This window comes from Curtobacterium sp. NPDC090223, assembly GCF_044746585.1.
Classification (GTDB): domain Bacteria; phylum Actinomycetota; class Actinomycetes; order Actinomycetales; family Microbacteriaceae; genus Curtobacterium.
Genome location: NZ_JBIVCN010000005.1, coordinates 415,864 through 434,251 on the forward strand (window position 1 = coordinate 415,864; position 18,388 = coordinate 434,251).

17 protein-coding genes are annotated in these 18,388 nt (G+C 72.4%); 7 read left to right on the forward strand and 10 right to left on the reverse strand.

The genetic code is table 11. The annotated features are described in order from the left end of the window. Positions 1 to 69: 69 nt before the first annotated feature. The 3 genes from ACIPJY_RS14585 to ACIPJY_RS14595 are packed head-to-tail and all read left to right on the forward strand — an operon-like array spanning position 70 to position 2,005. Positions 70 to 564: a MarR family winged helix-turn-helix transcriptional regulator gene (locus ACIPJY_RS14585; protein ID WP_400461051.1), complete on the forward strand. Its 495-nt coding sequence runs from the start codon at positions 70 to 72 to the stop codon at positions 562 to 564. Between the two features lie 23 nt (positions 565 to 587). Further along, positions 588 to 1,010, forward strand: coding sequence for an organic hydroperoxide resistance protein (locus ACIPJY_RS14590; RefSeq protein ID WP_400461050.1), 423 nt, complete (start codon positions 588 to 590; stop codon positions 1,008 to 1,010). A gap of 20 nt (positions 1,011 to 1,030) precedes the next feature. Beyond that, a complete protein-coding gene (locus ACIPJY_RS14595; RefSeq protein ID WP_400461048.1) occupies positions 1,031 to 2,005 on the forward strand; it encodes a zinc-binding dehydrogenase in 975 nt (324 codons plus the stop codon). A 104-nt stretch (positions 2,006 to 2,109) separates the two neighbouring features. Here the strand turns inward: ACIPJY_RS14595 and ACIPJY_RS14600 are convergent, their stop codons facing one another. From ACIPJY_RS14600 to ACIPJY_RS14630, 7 genes are all read right to left on the reverse strand, one after another. Further along, a complete protein-coding gene (locus tag ACIPJY_RS14600) occupies positions 2,110 to 2,757 on the reverse strand; it encodes a hypothetical protein (protein ID WP_400461046.1) in 648 nt (215 codons plus the stop codon). Between the two features lie 112 nt (positions 2,758 to 2,869). Continuing rightward, the gene (locus ACIPJY_RS14605; RefSeq protein WP_400461044.1) at positions 2,870 to 4,327 is read right to left on the reverse strand and encodes a sugar porter family MFS transporter; all 1,458 of its coding nucleotides are present in this window, start codon (positions 4,325 to 4,327) and stop codon (positions 2,870 to 2,872) included. Positions 4,328 to 4,455: 128 nt separating this feature from the next. Further along, the gene (locus tag ACIPJY_RS14610; RefSeq protein ID WP_400461042.1) at positions 4,456 to 4,923 is read right to left on the reverse strand and encodes a hypothetical protein; all 468 of its coding nucleotides are present in this window, start codon (positions 4,921 to 4,923) and stop codon (positions 4,456 to 4,458) included. A gap of 191 nt (positions 4,924 to 5,114) precedes the next feature. Continuing rightward, positions 5,115 to 5,996, reverse strand: coding sequence for an NmrA family NAD(P)-binding protein (locus tag ACIPJY_RS14615; protein ID WP_400461040.1), 882 nt, complete (start codon positions 5,994 to 5,996; stop codon positions 5,115 to 5,117). A gap of 129 nt (positions 5,997 to 6,125) precedes the next feature. Next, positions 6,126 to 7,109 (reverse strand): NAD-dependent epimerase/dehydratase family protein, encoded by a 984-nt coding sequence (locus ACIPJY_RS14620; protein WP_400461038.1) that lies wholly within the window; start codon positions 7,107 to 7,109, stop codon positions 6,126 to 6,128. Then, entirely contained in the window at positions 7,106 to 9,856 is a 2,751-nt protein-coding gene (locus ACIPJY_RS14625; protein WP_400461036.1) for an alpha/beta fold hydrolase, read from the reverse strand. Before ACIPJY_RS14625 ends, ACIPJY_RS14620 begins: the two co-directional genes overlap by 4 nt. Further along, complete coding sequence (locus ACIPJY_RS14630; protein WP_400462312.1) at positions 9,853 to 10,926, reverse strand: 3-oxoacyl-ACP synthase III; 1,074 nt, start codon at positions 10,924 to 10,926, stop codon at positions 9,853 to 9,855. The genes ACIPJY_RS14625 and ACIPJY_RS14630 overlap by 4 nt, the downstream gene beginning before the upstream one ends. Positions 10,927 to 11,130: 204 nt before the next feature. Between ACIPJY_RS14630 and ACIPJY_RS14635 the strand changes: the two genes are divergently transcribed. Then, positions 11,131 to 12,042 carry a LysM peptidoglycan-binding domain-containing protein gene (locus ACIPJY_RS14635; RefSeq protein WP_400461034.1) on the forward strand — a complete coding sequence of 304 codons (912 nt, stop codon included), beginning with the start codon at positions 11,131 to 11,133 and terminating at the stop codon, positions 12,040 to 12,042. Between the two features lie 81 nt (positions 12,043 to 12,123). Here ACIPJY_RS14635 and pgi read toward each other — a convergent pair whose 3' ends face one another. From pgi to rimK, 3 genes are all read right to left on the reverse strand, one after another. Next, positions 12,124 to 13,842 carry a glucose-6-phosphate isomerase gene (gene pgi, locus ACIPJY_RS14640; RefSeq protein WP_400461032.1) on the reverse strand — a complete coding sequence of 573 codons (1,719 nt, stop codon included), beginning with the start codon at positions 13,840 to 13,842 and terminating at the stop codon, positions 12,124 to 12,126. 143 nt (positions 13,843 to 13,985) lie between these two features. Beyond that, the gene (locus ACIPJY_RS14645; protein ID WP_400461030.1) at positions 13,986 to 14,978 is read right to left on the reverse strand and encodes a nitronate monooxygenase; all 993 of its coding nucleotides are present in this window, start codon (positions 14,976 to 14,978) and stop codon (positions 13,986 to 13,988) included. 195 nt (positions 14,979 to 15,173) lie between these two features. After that, positions 15,174 to 16,364, reverse strand: a complete 1,191-nt coding sequence (gene rimK / locus ACIPJY_RS14650; protein ID WP_400461028.1) for a 30S ribosomal protein S6--L-glutamate ligase — start codon at positions 16,362 to 16,364, stop codon at positions 15,174 to 15,176. Between the two features lie 93 nt (positions 16,365 to 16,457). Between rimK and ACIPJY_RS14655 the strand changes: the two genes are divergently transcribed. From ACIPJY_RS14655 to ACIPJY_RS14665, 3 genes are read left to right on the forward strand one after another with little or no spacing between them, the layout of a single operon-like run. Then, a complete protein-coding gene (locus ACIPJY_RS14655; protein WP_400461026.1) occupies positions 16,458 to 16,937 on the forward strand; it encodes an ATP-dependent zinc protease in 480 nt (159 codons plus the stop codon). A 57-nt stretch (positions 16,938 to 16,994) separates the two neighbouring features. Further along, complete coding sequence (locus tag ACIPJY_RS14660) at positions 16,995 to 17,534, forward strand: RNA polymerase sigma factor (RefSeq protein ID WP_400461024.1); 540 nt, start codon at positions 16,995 to 16,997, stop codon at positions 17,532 to 17,534. Next, positions 17,524 to 18,366 (forward strand): hypothetical protein, encoded by an 843-nt coding sequence (locus ACIPJY_RS14665; protein ID WP_400461022.1) that lies wholly within the window; start codon positions 17,524 to 17,526, stop codon positions 18,364 to 18,366. The genes ACIPJY_RS14660 and ACIPJY_RS14665 overlap by 11 nt, the downstream gene beginning before the upstream one ends. Positions 18,367 to 18,388: the final 22 nt, after the last annotated feature.

Genomic DNA, 18,388 nt, shown 5'->3' on the forward strand with positions numbered 1-18,388 from the left:
CCATCCCGCACCTCGACGCCGCCACCACACTCAGTTGTGCACAACTGAGTTGCGTGCAATGCTTGGTCCATGCCGGTGACCGACGAGATGGTGTGCTTCTCGCTCTACGCGGCGACCCGGGCCACCACCCAGGCGTACCGCACGATGCTCGAGCCGTGGGGCCTGACCTACCCGCAGTACCTCGTCCTCGTCACCCTCTGGGTCGAAGGTGACCAGACGGTCTCCGGCCTCGGCGAGCACCTGCAGCTCGACTCCGGCACCCTGTCGCCGCTGCTCCGTCGCATGGAGCAGTCCGACCTGGTCCGCCGTGAGCGCCGCAGCGCCGACGAGCGGGTCGTCACCGTGACGATCGGCGAGCGCGGGCGTTCCCTGCGCGCCGAGCTCGCCGACATCCCCGCGCGCATCGCCAGCGGCACCGGGCTCCCCGACGAGCAGGCCGCCGCCGACCTCATCCACACGCTGCAGCGCCTCACCGAGACGATGCACGCCGCCGCCCGGCCGGTGCCCACCGACCCGGCCGCCGCACGGCCGGTACCCACCGAGCCGGCCGCCGCACACCACTGACCCCACGAAGGAAGGAACACCACATGGACGTCCTCTACACCGCAGAGGCACTCTCCACGGGCGCCGGCCGCGACGGCCGCGTCGCCACCAGCACCGGATCGTTCGAGCTCGACCTCGCGATCCCGAAGGAGATGGGCGGTTCCGGCAACGGCACCAACCCCGAGCAGCTCTTCGCCGCCGGCTACGCCGCGTGCTTCCACTCCGCACTGCAGGGCGTCGCGCGCGCCAAGAAGGTCAAGATCGACGAGTCCTCCGTCGGCGGCCGCGTCCAGATCGGCCCGAACGGCCAGGGCGGCTACCAGCTCGCCGTGCTGCTCGAGGTCGTCCTGCCCGGCATCGAGCACGACGAGGCCCAGGCGCTCGCGGACGCCGCACACCAGGTGTGCCCGTACTCGAACGCGACGCGCGGCAACATCGACGTCACGATCACGGTGGCGGACGACTGATGCCGGCGACGAACACCACCATGCGCGCCGTCGTCCACGACACCTTCGCCGAGCCGGCCGAGGTCCTGCACGTCGAGGAGCGTCCGGTCCCCACGCCCGGCCCCGGCGAGGTCCTGGTCCGCACGGTCCTCTCCCCCATCCACAACCACGACCTCTGGACGGTCCGCGGCACCTACGGCTTCAAGCCGGAGCTCCCCGCGGCGTCAGGCACCGAGGCGCTCGGCGTCGTCGAGGCCCTCGGCGAGGGCGTCACGAACCTGCAGGTCGGCCAGCGCGTTGCCGGCGGTGCGTTCGGCGTCTGGGCCGAGTACTACACGGCGAACGCCGCCGGGCTCGTCCCCGTGCCGGACGCGATGACCGACGAGGCCGCGTCGCAGCTCGTCTCGATGCCGTTCAGCGCGATCAGCCTGCTGCACTCGCTCGACCTGCACGAGGGCGACTGGCTCATCCAGAACGCCGCGAACGGCGCCGTCGGCCGGATGGTCGCGCAGCTCGGCGCGGCGCGCGGGATCAACGTCATCGGCCTGGTGCGTCGCGCCGCCGGTGTCGAGGAGCTCCGTGGCCAGGGCATCGAGCGCATCGTCGCCACCGACGCCGAGGACTGGAAGGACCAGGTCACCGCGATCACCGGTGGCGCGCCCATCGTCGCCGGCGTCGAGTCCGTCGGCGGGAAGGCCGCCGGTGACATCGCGTCCGTCCTGGACGAGAACGCCACGCTCGTCGTCTTCGGCGCGATGGCGTCGCCGACGCTCGAGATCCCCTCGGGCAAGGTCATCTTCGGTCAGCTGACCGTGAAGGGCTTCTGGGGCAGCGTGGTCTCCAAGACCATGCCGTCCGAGACGAAGCAGCAGCTGTTCGGCGAGCTCATCACGCGGGTGCTCGACGGCTCGCTGACGCTCCCCGTCGCCGAGACCTTCGCGTTCGAGGACGTCCAGGACGCGGTCCGCGCGTCCGACACCGCCGGCCGGGTCGGCAAGGTCCTGTTGCGTCCCTGACGCGACCAGCAGACGGACGGGAGGCCCGGTGCCAGCTGGCACCGGGCCTCCCGTCATGCTGTGGTCCCGTCCACCACCGCGGCCGGCCCGCGCCGCCGGGCACGTCAGGTCAGGGGCGCCGGGTGCAGCGGGAGTCGCCAGCGGGTGGTGCGGTGCAGGATCCCGTCTCCGGCGTCACCGTCCCACTGCAGGGCACCGGGCTGGATGGTCGTCCCGACGAACACGATCTCGCAGACCTGGACCGTGGCGCCGCGACGCATCGCGCGGGCGTCCGATCCGCCGGCCGCCGAAACGGGGCACACCCGGTCGAACGCAGGGTCCCCGACGGGCAGGGCATCCGGCGGCGCAGGCAACCAGGAGGCCGGTCCCGTGCCGCCCTTGCCGCCCCACCGACGCTCCTCCATCCGCCAGTGGGGCGCCGCGAGGACCGGCCGGTCGTCGAGCGAACCCCGCACGAGCCGTGCGGTGCCACGGGCGATGTACGCACGCGTTGACTCGTCGAGGGCGATGCCGAGCGACGCGGCCCGACGGTGCGTGATCTCACGGAAGGAGTCCATGCGGATCGCGATCCGCGCGTGCTCGTCCTGGACGTCGACGCGCACCTCCTGGCCGAGCGCCGCCGAGGTCGTGCGGTCGAGGACGAACCCGCCGGCGATCACCAGGGGCAGCACGACCAGTACCCCGACGCCGACCGCGGCGCGGAGCCGGTCGGCCGTGCGCCGTCGGCGCGGTGCGGTCGTCTCGGGGCTCACCCGACGATCGTGCCACGCGACGGGCGATGCGGAGGGACGGTCCGGACGTCGACGACGCAACGGGAGGCCCAGTGCCAGCTGGCACCGGGCCTCCCGTCGTGTGTCCAGGGCGTCAGCGACGCGCCTTCTTCTCGGGGACCGTGAAGATGTTGCCGGTGGTGACGCCTTCTTCGACGTCCTCGAGGGTGCGGCCCCGGCTCTCCGGGACGAACTTCCAGATGAACAGCAGGGCCAGCACGCCGACGACCGCGAAGCCGAAGAAGGTGCCGGTGATGCCCGTCGCGGCGACGATCGTCGGGAAGAACAGCCCGAGGAGCGCGTTCGCGATCCAGAGGCAGAACACCGAGATGCCCATGCCGAGCGCGCGGATCTGGGTCGGGAAGATCTCAGACAGCACGACCCACACGGCGATGTTGAGGAAGGTCTGCATCGAGCCGACGAACGCGACGACCAGGAACAGGATCACCCACGGGCGTGCCGGGTTGCCCTCGGGCAGCGCCACCGATGCGATGCCGATCAGGAAGTGGCACACCGTCGTCAGCGAGAACCCGATGATCAGCGTGGTCCGGCGGTTGATCTTCTCCATGTTGTAGATCGCGATCACGCCACCGATCACGGCGATGACGCCGGGCGCGATGTTGGCGATGAGCGCCGCCGATGCCTGGAACCCGGACTCGATGAGCACCGTCTGGCCGTAGTACATGATCGAGTTGATGCCGGTGAGCTGCTGCGCGACGCCCAGGCCGGCGCCGATGAGCACGATGCGGATGAGCCACTTGTTGCCGATCATGGTGCGCCAGCCGCTCTGACGCTCGATCTTCGCTTCGAGTTCGTTCGTGCGCGTGATGTCCTCGAGCTCGGCGCTGGCCCGCTCTGACGACCGCACCTGCTGCAGGACCGCGAGGGCCTCGTCGTTCCGGCCCTTCGACGCGAGCCAGCGCGGCGAGTCCGGGACCCGGAGCATGCCGACGAACAGGGCGATCGCGGGCAGGGCGCACACGGCGAGCATCACGCGCCACACGCCGTGTCCCTCGCCCCACAGCCCGGCGATCACGACGTTGACGACGAAGGCGGCGAGCTGCCCGATGACGATCATGAGCTCGTTCCGGCCGGACAGCGAACCGCGGATCTCGTACGGCGCGAGTTCGGCGAGGAACACCGGTACGACGGTCGAGGCGCCACCCACTGCGAGGCCGAGGAGCACGCGCCCGACGACGATGACGCCGAACGCCGGGGCGAAGACACACGTCAGGGTGCCCACGAAGAAGATCACGGCGAGCGCGATGATCGTCTTGCGTCGGCCCCAGCCGTCCGCGATGCGACCGCCGAGCATCGCACCGATGGCGGCGCCGAACAGCAGGGAGCTGGTGACGATGCCCTCGGTGAGGTTCGTCAGGCCGAGTTCCTGCTTCATCGGGAGCAGGGCGCCGTTGATCACGCCGGTGTCGTACCCGAAGAGCAGCCCACCGAACGTGGCGACCAGGGCGAGCACGCCGAGACGGCGGCGGTACGGGCCGTGTCCGAGCGGAGGGAGCTTCGTGCTCGGTGCTGTCGGTTTGATGTCGACCATCGGGTGACTCCTTCGTCAGAGATCGTGCGTCGTGGCTGGTCCGATCGTAGCCGCTGACTTTGTCCTGTCAACCACACATTCTCATGTCAGGCGGAATGGATCGGTCCAACGAAAGTCCCGGTCAGCGGTCACTCGCGTGGTTGCTGCTCACCCAGGACGTCCCCGAGGGACGACATCTCGGCGCCGTGGTCCGTGTACCGGCGGACGGTGCGGCGCGCGGCCGTGCGGGCGGCGCCGCTCAGTGCCTGGTTGCGACGGGCGGCGTCCGCCACGCGACCGGCGTGCCCCGCGGTGGAGAGGAGCACGTTCGCCAGTGCACGGCCGGCTCCGCGGTCCGGGACGCCGGCGACCGACCAGGCCGCTCGGACCTGCTCGTCCGGGGAGACCCCGCGGCGGGTGCCCATCCGGCGCCAGTCGGACAGCGCACCCTCGGTGCGTTCGGCTGCGCGGTCCGACTCGTCGACGCGGCTGTGGTCCTGCGGGGCGGAGGCCGCGGCGTCCGCTCGGTCGCGTGCGGCGGTGTCGTCACCGCCGGCGGCGGCGATGCGGGCGGCGTGTGCGGCCGCGGCGGCTGCGAGGATCTCGGACCTGTCCATGCGACGACGGTACCGCCGACGGCCGACGCGGACGGCACCGAGGCCGGTCGCGGGGGCCGGGCGCCGGTCCGGGCGGGCGGGCCGTGGCGCCGCTCGGCTCCCGAGACGCCGCTCCCCCGCCGAGACGCCGCCGGATTCGGGGGCGTCTCGGGACTCCGGGGGCGCCTCGAGCAACCGGCGGCGCCTCCCGGTCAGGCGACGTGGGCGGCGAGGACGTCCTCGACCGTGGTCCACCGGTGCGCGCCGTACCGGTCGTTGTCCACGTGGTGGAGCTCCGCCTCCCCGCTGAACATGCTCACGAAGTACTGCATCCCCTGCCACGCCGGGAACGGTTCGTCGGTCTCCTTCGACAGACGCCGCCCGACCCTGGCCATCGCCGAGAGCGTCCCCGCGGTCCCCGCCCACTGCAGCCGGAAGGGCTTCCCGGTCAGCCGGGACATCATGTCCGCGACGCTCCGGGCCGTGACGCGGTCCCCCGCGACCTCGACGACCCGCGGAGCAGCGGGGTCGAGCGCGACGAGCGCCGTCACCCGGGCGACGTCGTCCTTCGTCGTGAAGTCGAGCACCTGGTCGGCCGACGACCAGAACAGCACGCGCTGCCGGTCGAACAGGATCATCGGCGCCTGCCCGGTGAGCATGTCCGTGAACGCGCCGTTCAGCACCGAGGTCGCACGGATCGGGGCCGCGTCGAGGTCGGCGGCGAACTCCCGGCGGAGCTCGAAGTTCCGGTTCGTGCCCGGCGTGACGGAGCGGTAGTCGGCGGCGTAGTCCGAGGGGACGAAGCGCTGCACGCCGGCCTCGACCGCGGCCGCGAGGAGCGCCCGCTGCGCGTCGACGATGACCGAGCGGGTGCCGCTGACCGCCGAGACGACGACCTCGACGCCGTCCAGTGCCCGTCGGAGCGCCTCCGGGTCGTCGTACGCGGCGGTGACCACCTCGACCCGCTCGTCCAGGGCGGCGCTGCCGGCACCCCGGGTGAGCGCCCGGACGTGGACGTCGTGGTCGAGCAGGGCGTGGACGATGCGGTTCCCGAGGTCACCGGTGGCGCCGGCGACGAGGACGGTGGTGGTCATGCTCCCGAGCGTACGGACGGGCGACCTCGTGCCCCTCAGCCGCCGATCCTTCCCATGACACGTGCACTGGGAAGAGCAATCGCGCGTGGTGGGCCGGAAGGAACGACCTCCTACGCGCGATTCAACTTCCTACGCGGGATTCGACCGACCCAAGCGGCGCAGGCCCTCGTCGATCGACACGGACGGCTCCCACTGCAGGTCCTGCCGGGTCCGGCGCTGGTCGAACCAGTGCGACGTCGACAGCTGCTCGGCGAGGAACCGCGTCATCGGCGGCTCGTCCGCTCCCGGGCGCACCCGCCACACGGCCTCGACGAGGGATCCAGCGGCTCGGGCCACCCCCGCCGGCACGTGCCACCGCGGCGTCGGCACCCCGGACGCCCGGCAGATCCCGTCGAGCAGGTCGGCGACCGGCCGCGGCTCCCCGTTCGTGACCACGTAGGCGTTCCCGTGCACCCCGTCGTCGGCCGCGTGTGCGAGCGCGGCGACCATCGCGGACGCGGCGTTGTCGACGTAGCAGGAGTCGATCAGCGCGGCACCCGAGTCGAGCAGCGGCAGGCGGCCACGGCGCGCGCGATCGACGATCCGCCCGACGAGCTGCGTGTCGCCCGGCCCCCACACCAGGTGCGGCCGGACGGCGACGACCGCGAAGTCCGGGGCGTCCGCGGCGAGCGCCAGCAGCTCGGCGGCGGCCTTGGTGCGGGCGTAGTCCCCGCGGGCACCCGCCGGCGATGCGGGTGATGCGCCCTCGCCGGCGATCGACGAGCCGGTGTGTGCGACGGACGGGGACGACACGAAGACGAACCGGGACACGCCGGCGTCCCGGGCGGCGGCCAGCAGCGACCGCGTGCCGTCGACGTTCACGCGCTCGAAGTCGGCCGGGTCCCCCGCCAGCGACACCTTCGCCGCGAGGTGCACGACGGCCTCGACGGCAGTCGCACCACCGACCGCCGCGCGCACGGCCTCGGGGTCCGTCATGGAGCCGAGCACGTCGGTCACCCCGGGGACCCCGGACGGCCGGCGCTGGAACGTCCGGACCTCGTGGCCGGCGTCCCGGACGGCCGCCGCGACGGCACGACCGAGGAACCCGCTCGCGCCGGTGACGAGCACCCTCACGGCCGGGTCATCCGTCCGCCGCCGAGCACCGACGACGCCCACCGCGACAGCCGGGCCCGGTCGACCTTGGAGTTGTGCCGGATGTCGGTCGGCAGCACGGGCACGACGAGCACGGCGGCGACGGGCACCCCGGCGGCCGCACGGACCGCAGCGGTCAGGGCGGCGGGCGCGAGCCCGGGTCGGCGCACCGGGGGGACGGTCTCGACGACCACCACGACCTGCTGCGTCCCGACCGGACCGATCCCGGCGACGCCGACACGACCGACGTCGCGGAGCTGCTCGACGCGCTGCTCGGGTCCGACCGGCGTGAGCACACCGGACGGCGTGGTGATCACGTGCTGCAGGCGACCCTCGACCCAGAGCTGCCCGGAGGCGTCGAGGTGCCCGACGTCCCCGGTGCGGTGCCCGCGCGGGTCGTCGAGCCCGAGGCGCGATGCCCGGTTCGTCCGCCAGAGCCGGTCGTACCGGTCACGGACGTGGGGTGCGGCGACGACGATCTCGCCGGTGACGCCGGGCTCGTCCGTGAGCGCGCCCGTCGGCAGCCCCGACGGGTCGAGCGGCGCGATCCGGACCTGCACGGACGCGGCCGGCCGACCCACGCAGACGCCGCCGGCAGCAGCCGCACCGGCAGCAGCCCCCTCGGACCCGACAGCACCGACAGCACCGGCAGCGGCCCGGATCCCGTCCAGGTCGACGTCGGTCATGAGCAGCCCCTCGGTCATCCCGTAGGGCGTGTGCGCGCTCGCGTTCGGCATCAGGTCGGTGGCTGCCGTCAGCAGCGCCGCCGACACCGGGGCTCCTGCGGAGAGGAACAACCGCACGCGCGCCAACGCCGAGCGGTCATCGCCGGTCAGGTCCCCCGCGGTCGCGACGACGTTCGCCAGTGCGGCGGGTGAGAGGAACACGACCGTGGCGTCCGCGGCCGACACCGACGCGGCGACCGCACGCGCGGTCAGCGTCCGCGGGGCGGTGACGTCCATGTCCGGTGCCACGGACCGGGCGCCGAGCGCTGGTCCGAGCAGCGCGAACGGCGCGAACCCGGCAACGAGACCGGTCCCGATGCCGACGTCGTACTGCGCCGAGAGCACGTCGCGCACCGCACCGAGCTGCCCGTGCGTGTAGACGACGCCCTTGGCCGGCCCGGTGGAGCCCGACGTGAACAGCACGGCAGCGGGGGTGTCCGAGGACGGAGCCGCCGGCAGCGGGATCCCGGCTGCGAGACGACGCGCCCCACGACGGGCGACCGAGGCGAGCGTGTACTCGACGCGGAGCGCCGCACGGGCCGGGCCCGGCAGCGCGAGCGTCGCGATCCGACGTCCGGGCCACCCGAGCGCGCGTGCCGCCGCGAGGCCCGGCAGCGCACCGATGACCCAGGCGGGCCGCGCGCCCTTCACGGCGCGCGTGAGCCCGCGGAGCCCGAGCCCGGCGTCCGCCACGACGACGGTCGCACCGATGCGGATGCTGGCGTAGAGCGCGGCGGTGAGGTCGGCTCCCGGGGTGACGAGCAACGAGATGCGGTCGCCGTGCCGGACACCGATGTCGACCAGGCCGGCAGCGACCTCGTCGATCCGGCGGGCGAGCAACCGCCAGCTGATCGTGCGGGTCCCGCCCGGTGCCGCCATCTCGACGAGCGCGGGCTCCTCGGAGTCGCGGAGTTCGTCGAGTGCGGCCCAGAGCGGGCGGCTCACGTCGGACGCGTCGCCGGTGCTGGCCGGGAGGCTCTGGTCGCCTCCGGCGGGCGCGTGGCCGTCCGGCAGGCGGTCACCCAGCCAGTCGAACACCGTCCCGGCGACGTCGGCGTCTTCTGGGAGCAGGTGGCCGGCGCCCTCGAAGCGGTGCACGTCCGCGTGCGGGAGCCGGGCAGTGAGGTCGTCGAGGTACCGCTCCAGGAACACCGGGTCGCGCGGGCCCCAGAGCAGGAGCGCCGGGACGTCGAGCGCCGCGACGCCGGCGGAGATCCGGTCGAGTTCGGGCGCGCTCGCGTGGGCGGCGTCGACGGGGATGTCCGCCACGAAGCCGCCGATGCCGCCGCGACGGGCAGCACCGCGGTACGGGGCACGGAAGGCGTCCGCGACGGGGCGGTCGAGCTTCGGGTGCGCGATGGCCAGGGTGGTCTCGAGGAACGCCGGGGTCACGACCGTCGCATGGCCGAGCATGCCCGGGCGCAGTGCCAGAAGGAGCGGCGCCGGGATCGGGGCGTCGTCGGGCTGGTGCACGGCGGTGTTGCACGTCGCGACTCCGACCACGAGGTCCGGGTGGTCGACGGCCCAGCCGAGGGACACCACACCGCCCCAGTCGTGCCCGAGGGTGACCACGGGGCCGGTGAGCCCGAGTTCGTCGGTGAGGGCGCCGAGGTCCGCGACGCGCTGCGGCAGCCCCCGCTGGTGCCCGGTGCGCTCCGAGAAGCCCATGTCGAGCTGGTCGACCGCGATGACGCGCCAGGCCGGCCCACCGGACGCGGCGACCTCGAGCGAGGTGCGGAGCACCGATCGCCACAGGTACGACCACGTCGGGTTGCCGTGCACGCAGAGCAGCGTGCCGACCGGTTGCACGCCGAGCGCGGCCAGGGACCCGGCCGTGTCGAGGAGGTGCCAGGTGCGCTCGTGGTGAGCCCGGCCTCCTGGCTGGTTCCCCGACCGTGTCGGCACCGTGACCAGACGGGACCACGCGGGGTCGAGTCCTGGCAGGGAGGGCGGCTGCGTCGCCGGAGCGGTGCTCGCGGCGACGCGGGGCAGACCCGATGTCACCAGCGGAGTTCCATCATCGCCGTGTTGATGCCGGAGCCGACGCCACCCAGGAAGACGCGGTCCCCGGGACGGATGCGGCCGGCGGCGGCCTCGTCGGCGAGGGTGATCGGGATCGACGCCGGGCCGACGTTGCCGAACCGCTGGTAGGTGGTGGGGACCTTGTCGCGCGGCACGCCGATGGCCTCGACGAAGGCGTTCGTGTGCACGTCGGAGACCTGGTGCAGGACGTAGCGGTCCATGTCGGCCCAGTCGAAGTGCGATCGGGCCTCGTTCCAGGCGGCGACGACGAGCTCCATGCCGCCCTTGAGCAGCATCTTGGCGTCGGTGAACATGCCGTCCACGCTGCCGACGCACAGGTCGTACCACTGGGTCGCGGCGCGGGTGACCCCGCCGACGATCCGGTGCCCGCCCGGGTGCATGTCCGCCGGGCCGAGCACGGCAGCGGCGGCGCCGGAGCCGAGCGTCAGGCTCGCGAACTCGCTCATGAAGTCCTTGCGGTTCCGGCCGCCCTGGTTCAGGCGCTCGATCGTGTTGAGCTGCACCTGGTCGGCGTCCTCGCCGTCGACGACCAGCGCGTACTTGATCTGCCCGGAGTCGATCATGCCCGCGGCGACGCTCATCGCGTTGACGAACCCGAGGCAGGCGTTCGCGATGTCGAAGTTGATCGCGGACGACGGCAGCCCGAGCCCGTGGTGCAGCCGCACGGCCACCGAGGGCTCGAGGTGCGGACGGGTCACCGACGTGTTGATGAGCAGGCCGACGTCCTCGGGGCGGATGCCCGCTTCGGCCATGGCCCGGCGTCCGGCGTCGATGGCGGCGTCCTGGAAAGACTGCCCCTCGCCCCAGTTCCGGCGTTCCTTGACGCCCGCCACGCGCTCGAGGAGACCCATCGGCAGACGAAGGCGTCGGAGGACCCCGCGGAGCTTCTCCTCGATGTCCGCAGAGGTCGTCACACGCTCGGCCACGGTGGTCGCCACCGAGAGCAGTGCGACGTTGTCGTGCCTGGCCGTCGCGTTGCCCGGGCGCTCCGGTTCGCTGCTCGTCGCCTGGTCGACCGGCCGTTCCGTCATGATCGTCACCGATACATACTTCCGCATTCGTGCTGGATGCGCGATCCGGATGCGCTGTGCGGTGGGGGACGGATCCCCGATCCGCCCTCGGCAGGGCCGCCGGAGCCGGGCCGACGGGCGGTCGATGGATCGTTGGACACAGTCTGGTCACGGCGATCCGGCAGTGACGAACCGTCGGCTACGCTCCCGGACGGAGGGGGAATCGTGCACAGAGGGATCGTTGTCGGCCTGGTGGCGGTGGTGGCCGTCGGGCTCACCGGGTGCTCGCTGTTGCGCGGGGACACCGGTGGTGTGCCCGCGCCGTCCCGGACGCCGAGCGCGAGCGCGTCCGCGACGCCCTCCGCGTCCGCGACCACGCCGGGCCAGAGCGACGCCGAACTGCTCCAGGAGTCCGCGTCGCCCCGGCCGCCGACCGCCGAGCCGACGCAGGCGTCCCTGCCCGCCCCGACGATCACGGCGATCCCGGCGGGGACCGTCGTCGCGCAGGGTGACGTCGCGTCGCCGAAGGGCAGCATCCACTTCCACTACCGCGTCGTCGCCGGCAGCAACGACCGGTTCGTCGTGGAGTACTCCGGCTTCACCTCGACGCTGCCCGTGCCCGTCTCGGCGACGTTCCTCGAGGATGCACCACAGGTCGGCGACGGCCTGACCCACCTCGGCCCCGGCGACGACCAGCTCGGCGGCCCGACGACGTCCGCACCCGCTGCGGTCGCCGTCCCGATGGACTCCGCCGGGTACGACCCGTCGTGGCTCGGCGCACTCGTGACGTACTCCTCCGCGACCACCGACGACGCCTCGCTGCCGATCGAGATCGCGAACGGCAAGGTCCTCGCGGTGAACCCCGTGCGGTGGTCGGTGCCCGCCCGCACGACGAACGTGCACCCGGTCGACCACGGCGCGGCGGCGAACGCGTCCGGTTCGGTGTCCGCGAAGTCGGCGGCCGGTGCGCCGGCGTCGTACGTGGTGGCGCCGGACGACCTGATCGCCGACGTCGCGGCCCGCTTCGGCATCTCCGTCGAGACGCTGATCTGGCTGAACCCGTCGATGCGCGTCTACGGCAACCTGCAGTACCTGTACGAGGGCACGACCCTCAACCTGGACCCCGTGCGACGCTGACGCCCACCGAGTGCTCCGCGAAGACGACAGCTCCCCGCCGGGACCCGGCGGGGAGCTGTCGTTCTTGCGGAGGGGTGGGTGCTACTTGCGCAGCTCCAGGTACTTCGCGATGAGCGCCTTCGTGGACGAGTCCTGCGACTCGAGCACGGCCCGGTCGCCGTCGACCGCCGGAGCGATCTGCAGCGCGAGCTGCTTGCCGAGCTCCACGCCCCACTGGTCGAACGAGTCGATGCCCCATATGGTGCCCTCGGTGAAGACGATGTGCTCGTACAGCGCGATGAGCTGTCCGACGACGCTCGGGGTGAGCGCCGGCGCGAGGATCGACGTCGACGGCTTGTTGCCCGTGAAGGTGCGCGCCGCGACGATGGCCTCGTCGGTGGTGCCCTCTGCGCGGACCTCGTCCGCGGTCTTGCCGAACGCCAGCGCCTTGGTCTGCGCGAAGAAGTTCGCGAGGAACAGGTTGTGGACGTCCTGGCCCGGCTCCACGGCCTTGCCGTCGCCGGTCTCGTCCTTGAGCGGACGCGCCGGGTTCGCCACGGCGATGAAGTCGGCGGGGATCAGGCGCGTGCCCTGGTGGATGAGCTGGTAGAACGCGTGCTGGCCGTTCGTGCCGGGCTCGCCCCAGAAGACCTCGCCGGTGTCCGTCGTGACGGGCGAGCCGTCCCAGCGGACGCGCTTGCCGTTCGACTCCATGGTGAGCTGCTGCAGGTACGCGGCGAAGCGGTGCAGGTACTGCGTGTACGGCAGGACCGCGTGGCTCTGGGCACCGAGGAAGTTCGAGTACCAGACGTTGAGCAGGCCCATCAGGACGGGGACGTTCTGCGCGAGCGGGGTCGTGCGCATGTGCTCGTCGATGGTGTGGAAGCCGGCGAGGAAGTCCTGCCAGTTCTCCTTGCCGATCGCGATGATCACCGAGGTGCCGATCGCGGAGTCGACGGAGTAGCGACCGCCCACCCAGTCCCAGAAGCCGAACGCGTTCTCCGGGTCGATGCCGAACGCGGCGACCTTGTCGAGCGCGGTCGACACGGCGACGAAGTGCTTCGCGACGGCGTCGTTCTTCTCGTCGTCGCCGGCGTCCGTGAGGCCCAGCTCCTCCCACAGCCACTGGCGCGCCAGGCGGGCGTTCGTCAGGGTCTCGAGGGTGCCGAAGGTCTTCGACGCGACGATGAAGAGCGTGGTCTCGGGGTCGAGGTCGACGGTCTTCTCGTAGATGTCGGTCGGGTCGATGTTCGAGACGAAGCGCGCGTCGATGCCGGCCTGCACGTAGGGCTTCAGGGCCTCGTAGACCATCACCGGACCGAGGTCGGAGCCACCGATGCCGATGTTCACGACGGTCTCGATGCGCTTGCCGGTCACGCCCTTCCAGGCGCCCGAGCGGACCTGGTCCGCGAACGCGTAGACCTTGTCGAGCGTGGCGTGCACGTCGGCGTCGACGTCCTGGCCGTCGACCACGAACGGCGCGGCCGGGGTGAGGTCGCCGCCCTTCGGACGACGGAGCGCGGTGTGCAGGACGGCGCGGTCCTCGGTGGGGTTGACGTGCTCGCCGGAGATCATCGCCTGGTAGCGCTCCGCGACGCCGGTGTCCTCGGCGACCTTGAGCAGCGCGGCGAGGATGTCCTCGGTCACCAGGCCCTTCGACAGGTCGACGGTGAGGTCACCGGCCTGGAACGTGTACTTCGCGGCCCGCTCCGGGTCGGCGTCGAACCATCCGCGGAGGTCTGGGGAGAAGCCGTCGGCGATGCCGGCGAGCTGCTTCCAACCCTCGGTCGATGTGGGGTCGACGGGTGCGGTTTCGGTCACTTCGGTCCTCCTGAACGCCTGAGCTGAACTGGTCCGCGGACCTCCGCAACGCTGCGACGCGGGCCGCATCCGAGCGTAGTGCGCTGCGGGACGGCGTGTGCACAGCTCCGGACGGGAGGCCGGGGTCGGGTGACGCGCGCGCGTCACGTCAGCAGAGCCTCCAGGACGTCCGCGACCGGCCGGTCGGCCGCCGCCCGCCAGGACCGTCCGGCCCACAGGTGCAGCGCGTGCGGATCCCCGGCGGCGGCTGCCGCAGTGCGGATCGGCTTGGTGAGGTGGTGGAGTGCCGGGTACCCGAGCGGAGCGTCCTCGTGCTCGCGGACGAAGCGGTTCACCAGCGCCCGGGCTGGACGGCCGGTGAACGCCCGGGTCAGGGCGGTGCGGTCGAACACCGGGTCGGCGAGCGCCGCACGGTGCGTGGCCCCGGTGCCGGCCTCGTCCGCGCGGAGCACGAGCGTCCCGACCATCGCGGCGCCGGCTCCCGCGAGCCGGACGGCCTCGATGTCGTCGGCGCCGCCGATCCCGCCCGCCGCGATCACGGGTAGGTCGACCGCGTGCCGCACCGCGCGGACCAGCTCGGGCAGTGGCTCCCACAGCGGATCAGCCGTCGGGTCGAGCGTCGCGGAGTGGCCGCCGGCCGCCTCGCCCTGGACCACCAGGACGTCGACCCCGCGTTCGGCCGCGGCGAGCGCCTCGGCTCGGTTCGTCACCGTCTGCATCGTGACGGTCTCCCGCTTCCGGAACTCCCACACGAGGTCAGCGTCCGGCAGCCCGAAGGTGAACGACACGACCGGCACCGGGTCGTCGAGCAGCAGCGCGACCTTCTCCGCCCAGGCGTCGTCGTCCTCGCGCTTGTCCGGGAGCCCGTCGACGCCGAGTGCGTCGCGGTAGCGGTCGTACTCGGCGTCGCCGATCGGCACCGGGTTCGGCGCGAAGAGGTTCACGCCGAACCGGTCGGTCGCGTCGCGGACCTCGGCGATCTGCGCTGCGAGGTCCGCCGGCGTGCGGTACCCGGCGGCGAGCTGCGCGAAGTGCCCGGCACGTGCGGCGGCGACCACCAGTGCGGGCGTGGTGGGGCCGCCGGCCATCGGGGCGACGTGCACGGGGCTGCGGAGCGGTGCGGGGAGGTCGGTCACCCCTCGATCCTGCACCCGTGGTCCGGGGCACGACACGCCGGTGGCGACGCGAGTCGACCTGTCGGAGGCGACCAGGGCCTCCCGTCCGGCCAGGCGCACCGTCGTTCACGCGAGACGCCGCTTCCATACCGAGGCGCCGCCAGAATCTGCGGCGCCTCGCATGGATGGCGGTGTTTCGGCGCAGCCGAGGCGTCGTCACTGCTCCGGCAGCGACTCCTTCGGGAGCTTGCGGAGCTTGGCGCGACGCTTGCGGCGCTCGGGGATCATCGAGCGCATCTCCTCGAGCTTGCCGAAGCAGAGCAGGCGGTCGCCCGGCTCGAGCGCGACGCCGCTGCGGGGGTTCGGGATGACGTCGGCGCCACGGTGCAGGGTCAGCACCGTGATGTCGCGGTCCCAGAGCCCGGACTCCTTGATCGTCTTGCCGACCAGGTCCGCGTTCGTGTGCACCAGGAGCTCGGCGACCCCGTAGCCGGTCGAGACCGACAGGCGCTGCCGGACGTCGATCTCGGGGAAGGCGACCTGGTTCGCGATGAAGTCGATGATCGCACCGGCGATGTCCAGGCCGGTCGCGCGCTCGATGCCCTCGAGTCCCGGGGACGAGTTGACCTCCATCACGAGCGGGCCGTCGTTGCCCTCGAGCATGTCCACCCCGGCGACGCGCAGACCCATGATCTGCGCGGAGCGGACCGCCGCTTCCTCGTACTCCGGGGTCAGCGTGACCTGCTCCACGGTGCCGCCGCGGTGCACGTTCGAGCGGAACTCGTCACCGCTGGCACTCCGGCGCATGGCGGCGACCACGCGGTCGCCGACGACGAGCGCCCGGATGTCCTTGCCGCGGCTCTCGGAGATGAAGCTCTGGATCAGGACGTTCTGCTTCGTGGAGTGCAGGGTCTCGACGATCGACTCCGCGACCTTCGCCTCTGGGGCCAGGATGACGCCGATGCCCTGCGTGCCCTCGAGGAGCTTGATGACGACGGGCGCCCCGCCCACACGCTCGATGGCGCCGCGGACGTCCGCGCGGCCGGCCACGAACGTCGTCGCCGGCATGCCGATGTCGTGCCGGGACAGGATCTGGTTCGCGCGGAGCTTGTCGCGCGAGTTCGTGATGCCGTTCGCGGTGTTCGGCGTGTACACGTCCATCTGCTCGAACTGCCGGACGACCGCGGTGCCGTAGTACGTGATCGAGTTCCCGATGCGGGGCAGGATCGCGTCGTAGTCGGAGATGAGCTTGCCGCGGTACTGCAGGTCGGGCGCGTCCCCGGTCAGGTCGATCGCGAACCGCAGCGTGTTGAGGACCTTGACGTCGTGGCCGCGGTCGAGTGCGGCGGCCCGGAGCCGCTGCGTGGAGTACGCCTGCGGGGCGCGCGACAGGATGGCGAGTTTCATCGGTGAGCTCCGCGGGGTCGGGGACGCTCCATCCTGACATCCCGCGGAGGATCGCGGGCGCCGCGCTGCCCCGCCGCCTGCCAGGATGGGCGCATGTCCCAGGAGAAGACCGCCAGGCGCACGCCGTTCGTGGCGGGGTGGCGCGAGTGGGCGGCGCTGCCGGACCTCGACGTCCCCTGGATCAAGGTCAAGCTCGACACCGGCGCCCGGACATCGGCGCTGCACGCGTTCGACCTGCAGGAGCTCCCCGGCGACCGGGTGCGGTTCTCGGTGCACCCCTGGCAGGAGTCCGACGCCGACCCGGGCACCGTGGAGTGCGACGTCCACGACCGCCGCGTCATCCGGAGCTCGTCCGGGCACACCCAGGAGCGGATCGTCGTGCTGACCGCCATCGAGCTCGCCGGACGCACGGTCGAGGCCGAGGTCACGCTGAGCAACCGGGACCAGATGGGCTTCCGGATGCTGATCGGGCGCGAGGCCCTGCGGCAGGGCTTCGTGGTCGACCCGGCGCGGTCGTTCCTCGCCGGGCGGGCTCCGAAGGAGATCCGTCGGCGGAACCGCGGACGGATCTGACGCGGCGCTGTCAGGATCGGACGATCGCCGACACTTCTGGGGTGAGAGGGGGCATCGTTGGACGACACGAACGAAGCCGACGTCGCACTCGTGCGACGGATGGCACGCGGTGAGCCCGGGGCATTGGCCGAGGCCTTCGACCGGTTCGCACCGACACTGACCAGGTACGCCTGGGCACTCGCGGGCAGCCGCCAGGACGTCGAGGAGCTCGTGCAGGACACGTTCCTGACCCTCTGGCAGAAGACCGACACGATCGACCTGGCGACACGGTCGCTCGTGCCGTGGCTGCTCGTGGTCTGCCGGAACCACGCCAGGAACCAGGCGCGCCGGACGATGAAGGCCGCGAGCGACGACCTCCCCGAGGAACTCGCTGCGCCCGCCGAGGCCGACGACGCCCGCGAACGGCTCAGGTGGGTCCGGGACGAGATCGCCGCGATGGCGACGACCGACCGCAGGATCTGCGAACTCTGCCTCCTCGAGGGGCACTCGTACCAGGAGGCCGCCAGCATGCTCGGACTGAGCGTCGGCGCGGTCACGCAGCGTGTGTCCCGCTCGCGGGCCAGGCTGAGGAAGGCGGTGACGCACGATGAACACTGAACCTCCCGAGGGAGACGACCTGCAGCGCATGCTCGTCTCGATGAAGCACGAGGTGCTGACGCGAGCGGACCAGCAGCGCCCGCTCCCGAAGCGCCGTGGACGGCACGTCGGCATCGTGATCGGCGTCATCGCGGTGCTCGGCATCGGCCTGGGCAGCGGCGCGGTGGCGCTCGGCCTGGTGCCGCAGCCGTTCGAGGCCGCGGCACCGTCACCGAGTCCGACGCCGACGGAACCCCCTGCTCCGAGCACACCGGCGGCGGCCCCGATCGAGAACACCCCGACGGCGACCCCGGGTCCGACGTCCACACGCCCGGCCTACGCACCCGACGACCCGGCCACGTGGACGATCAGCGGGGACGAGGTCGGTCCGGTGGCACTGGGCGGCGACACGACGGCCGAGACCGACGACCTCGCCGGCGCATACGCCGAGGAACCGGCGTCGGCGTGTCCGAACCCGGACGTGTCCCTGTTCCACCCGGACCACGGCCCCGTGCTCACGGTCACGAGCCGGGACGGCAAGGTCGACGGTGTCGCGATCGGACTCCTGGGTGGGTTCGATCCCGCGAGCCTCGCGGCGTCGCCGAAGACCGCCGAGGGCGCCGGCGTCGGGAGCACCATCGACGACCTCCGGGCGACCTACCCCGACCTTCGGTACACCGGGGCCGCGAACGGCACCACGGTTCCGGAGTCGGCGTCCGCCGGGCTGTTCCCGTTCTTCACCATCGAGCGGGGCGGGTACTCGATCACCTTCGAGCTGGGATCGGACGACGTGCACGTCGGCATGGTCTGGGTCAGCAGCGACCCGGTCCCACCGTACGAGTTCTGCGGCTGAGCGCCGCGGCGCGCCGGTCTCG

Excerpts from the sequence above, each read along its gene's own strand:
- ACIPJY_RS14585 (WP_400461051.1), top strand. The coding sequence starts at position 70 with ATGCCGGTGACCGACGAGATGGTGTGCTTCTCGCTCTACGCGGCGACC.
- ACIPJY_RS14590 (WP_400461050.1), top strand. The coding sequence starts at position 588 with ATGGACGTCCTCTACACCGCAGAGGCACTCTCCACGGGCGCCGGCCGC.
- ACIPJY_RS14595 (WP_400461048.1), top strand. The coding sequence starts at position 1,031 with ATGCGCGCCGTCGTCCACGACACCTTCGCCGAGCCGGCCGAGGTCCTG.
- ACIPJY_RS14605 (WP_400461044.1), bottom strand. The coding sequence starts at position 4,327 with ATGGTCGACATCAAACCGACAGCACCGAGCACGAAGCTCCCTCCGCTC.
- ACIPJY_RS14610 (WP_400461042.1), bottom strand. The coding sequence starts at position 4,923 with ATGGACAGGTCCGAGATCCTCGCAGCCGCCGCGGCCGCACACGCCGCC.
- ACIPJY_RS14615 (WP_400461040.1), bottom strand. The coding sequence starts at position 5,996 with ATGACCACCACCGTCCTCGTCGCCGGCGCCACCGGTGACCTCGGGAAC.
- ACIPJY_RS14630 (WP_400462312.1), bottom strand. The coding sequence starts at position 10,926 with ATGACGGAACGGCCGGTCGACCAGGCGACGAGCAGCGAACCGGAGCGC.
- rimK (WP_400461028.1), bottom strand. The coding sequence starts at position 16,364 with ATGAAACTCGCCATCCTGTCGCGCGCCCCGCAGGCGTACTCCACGCAG.
- ACIPJY_RS14655 (WP_400461026.1), top strand. The coding sequence starts at position 16,458 with ATGTCCCAGGAGAAGACCGCCAGGCGCACGCCGTTCGTGGCGGGGTGG.
- ACIPJY_RS14665 (WP_400461022.1), top strand. The coding sequence starts at position 17,524 with ATGAACACTGAACCTCCCGAGGGAGACGACCTGCAGCGCATGCTCGTC.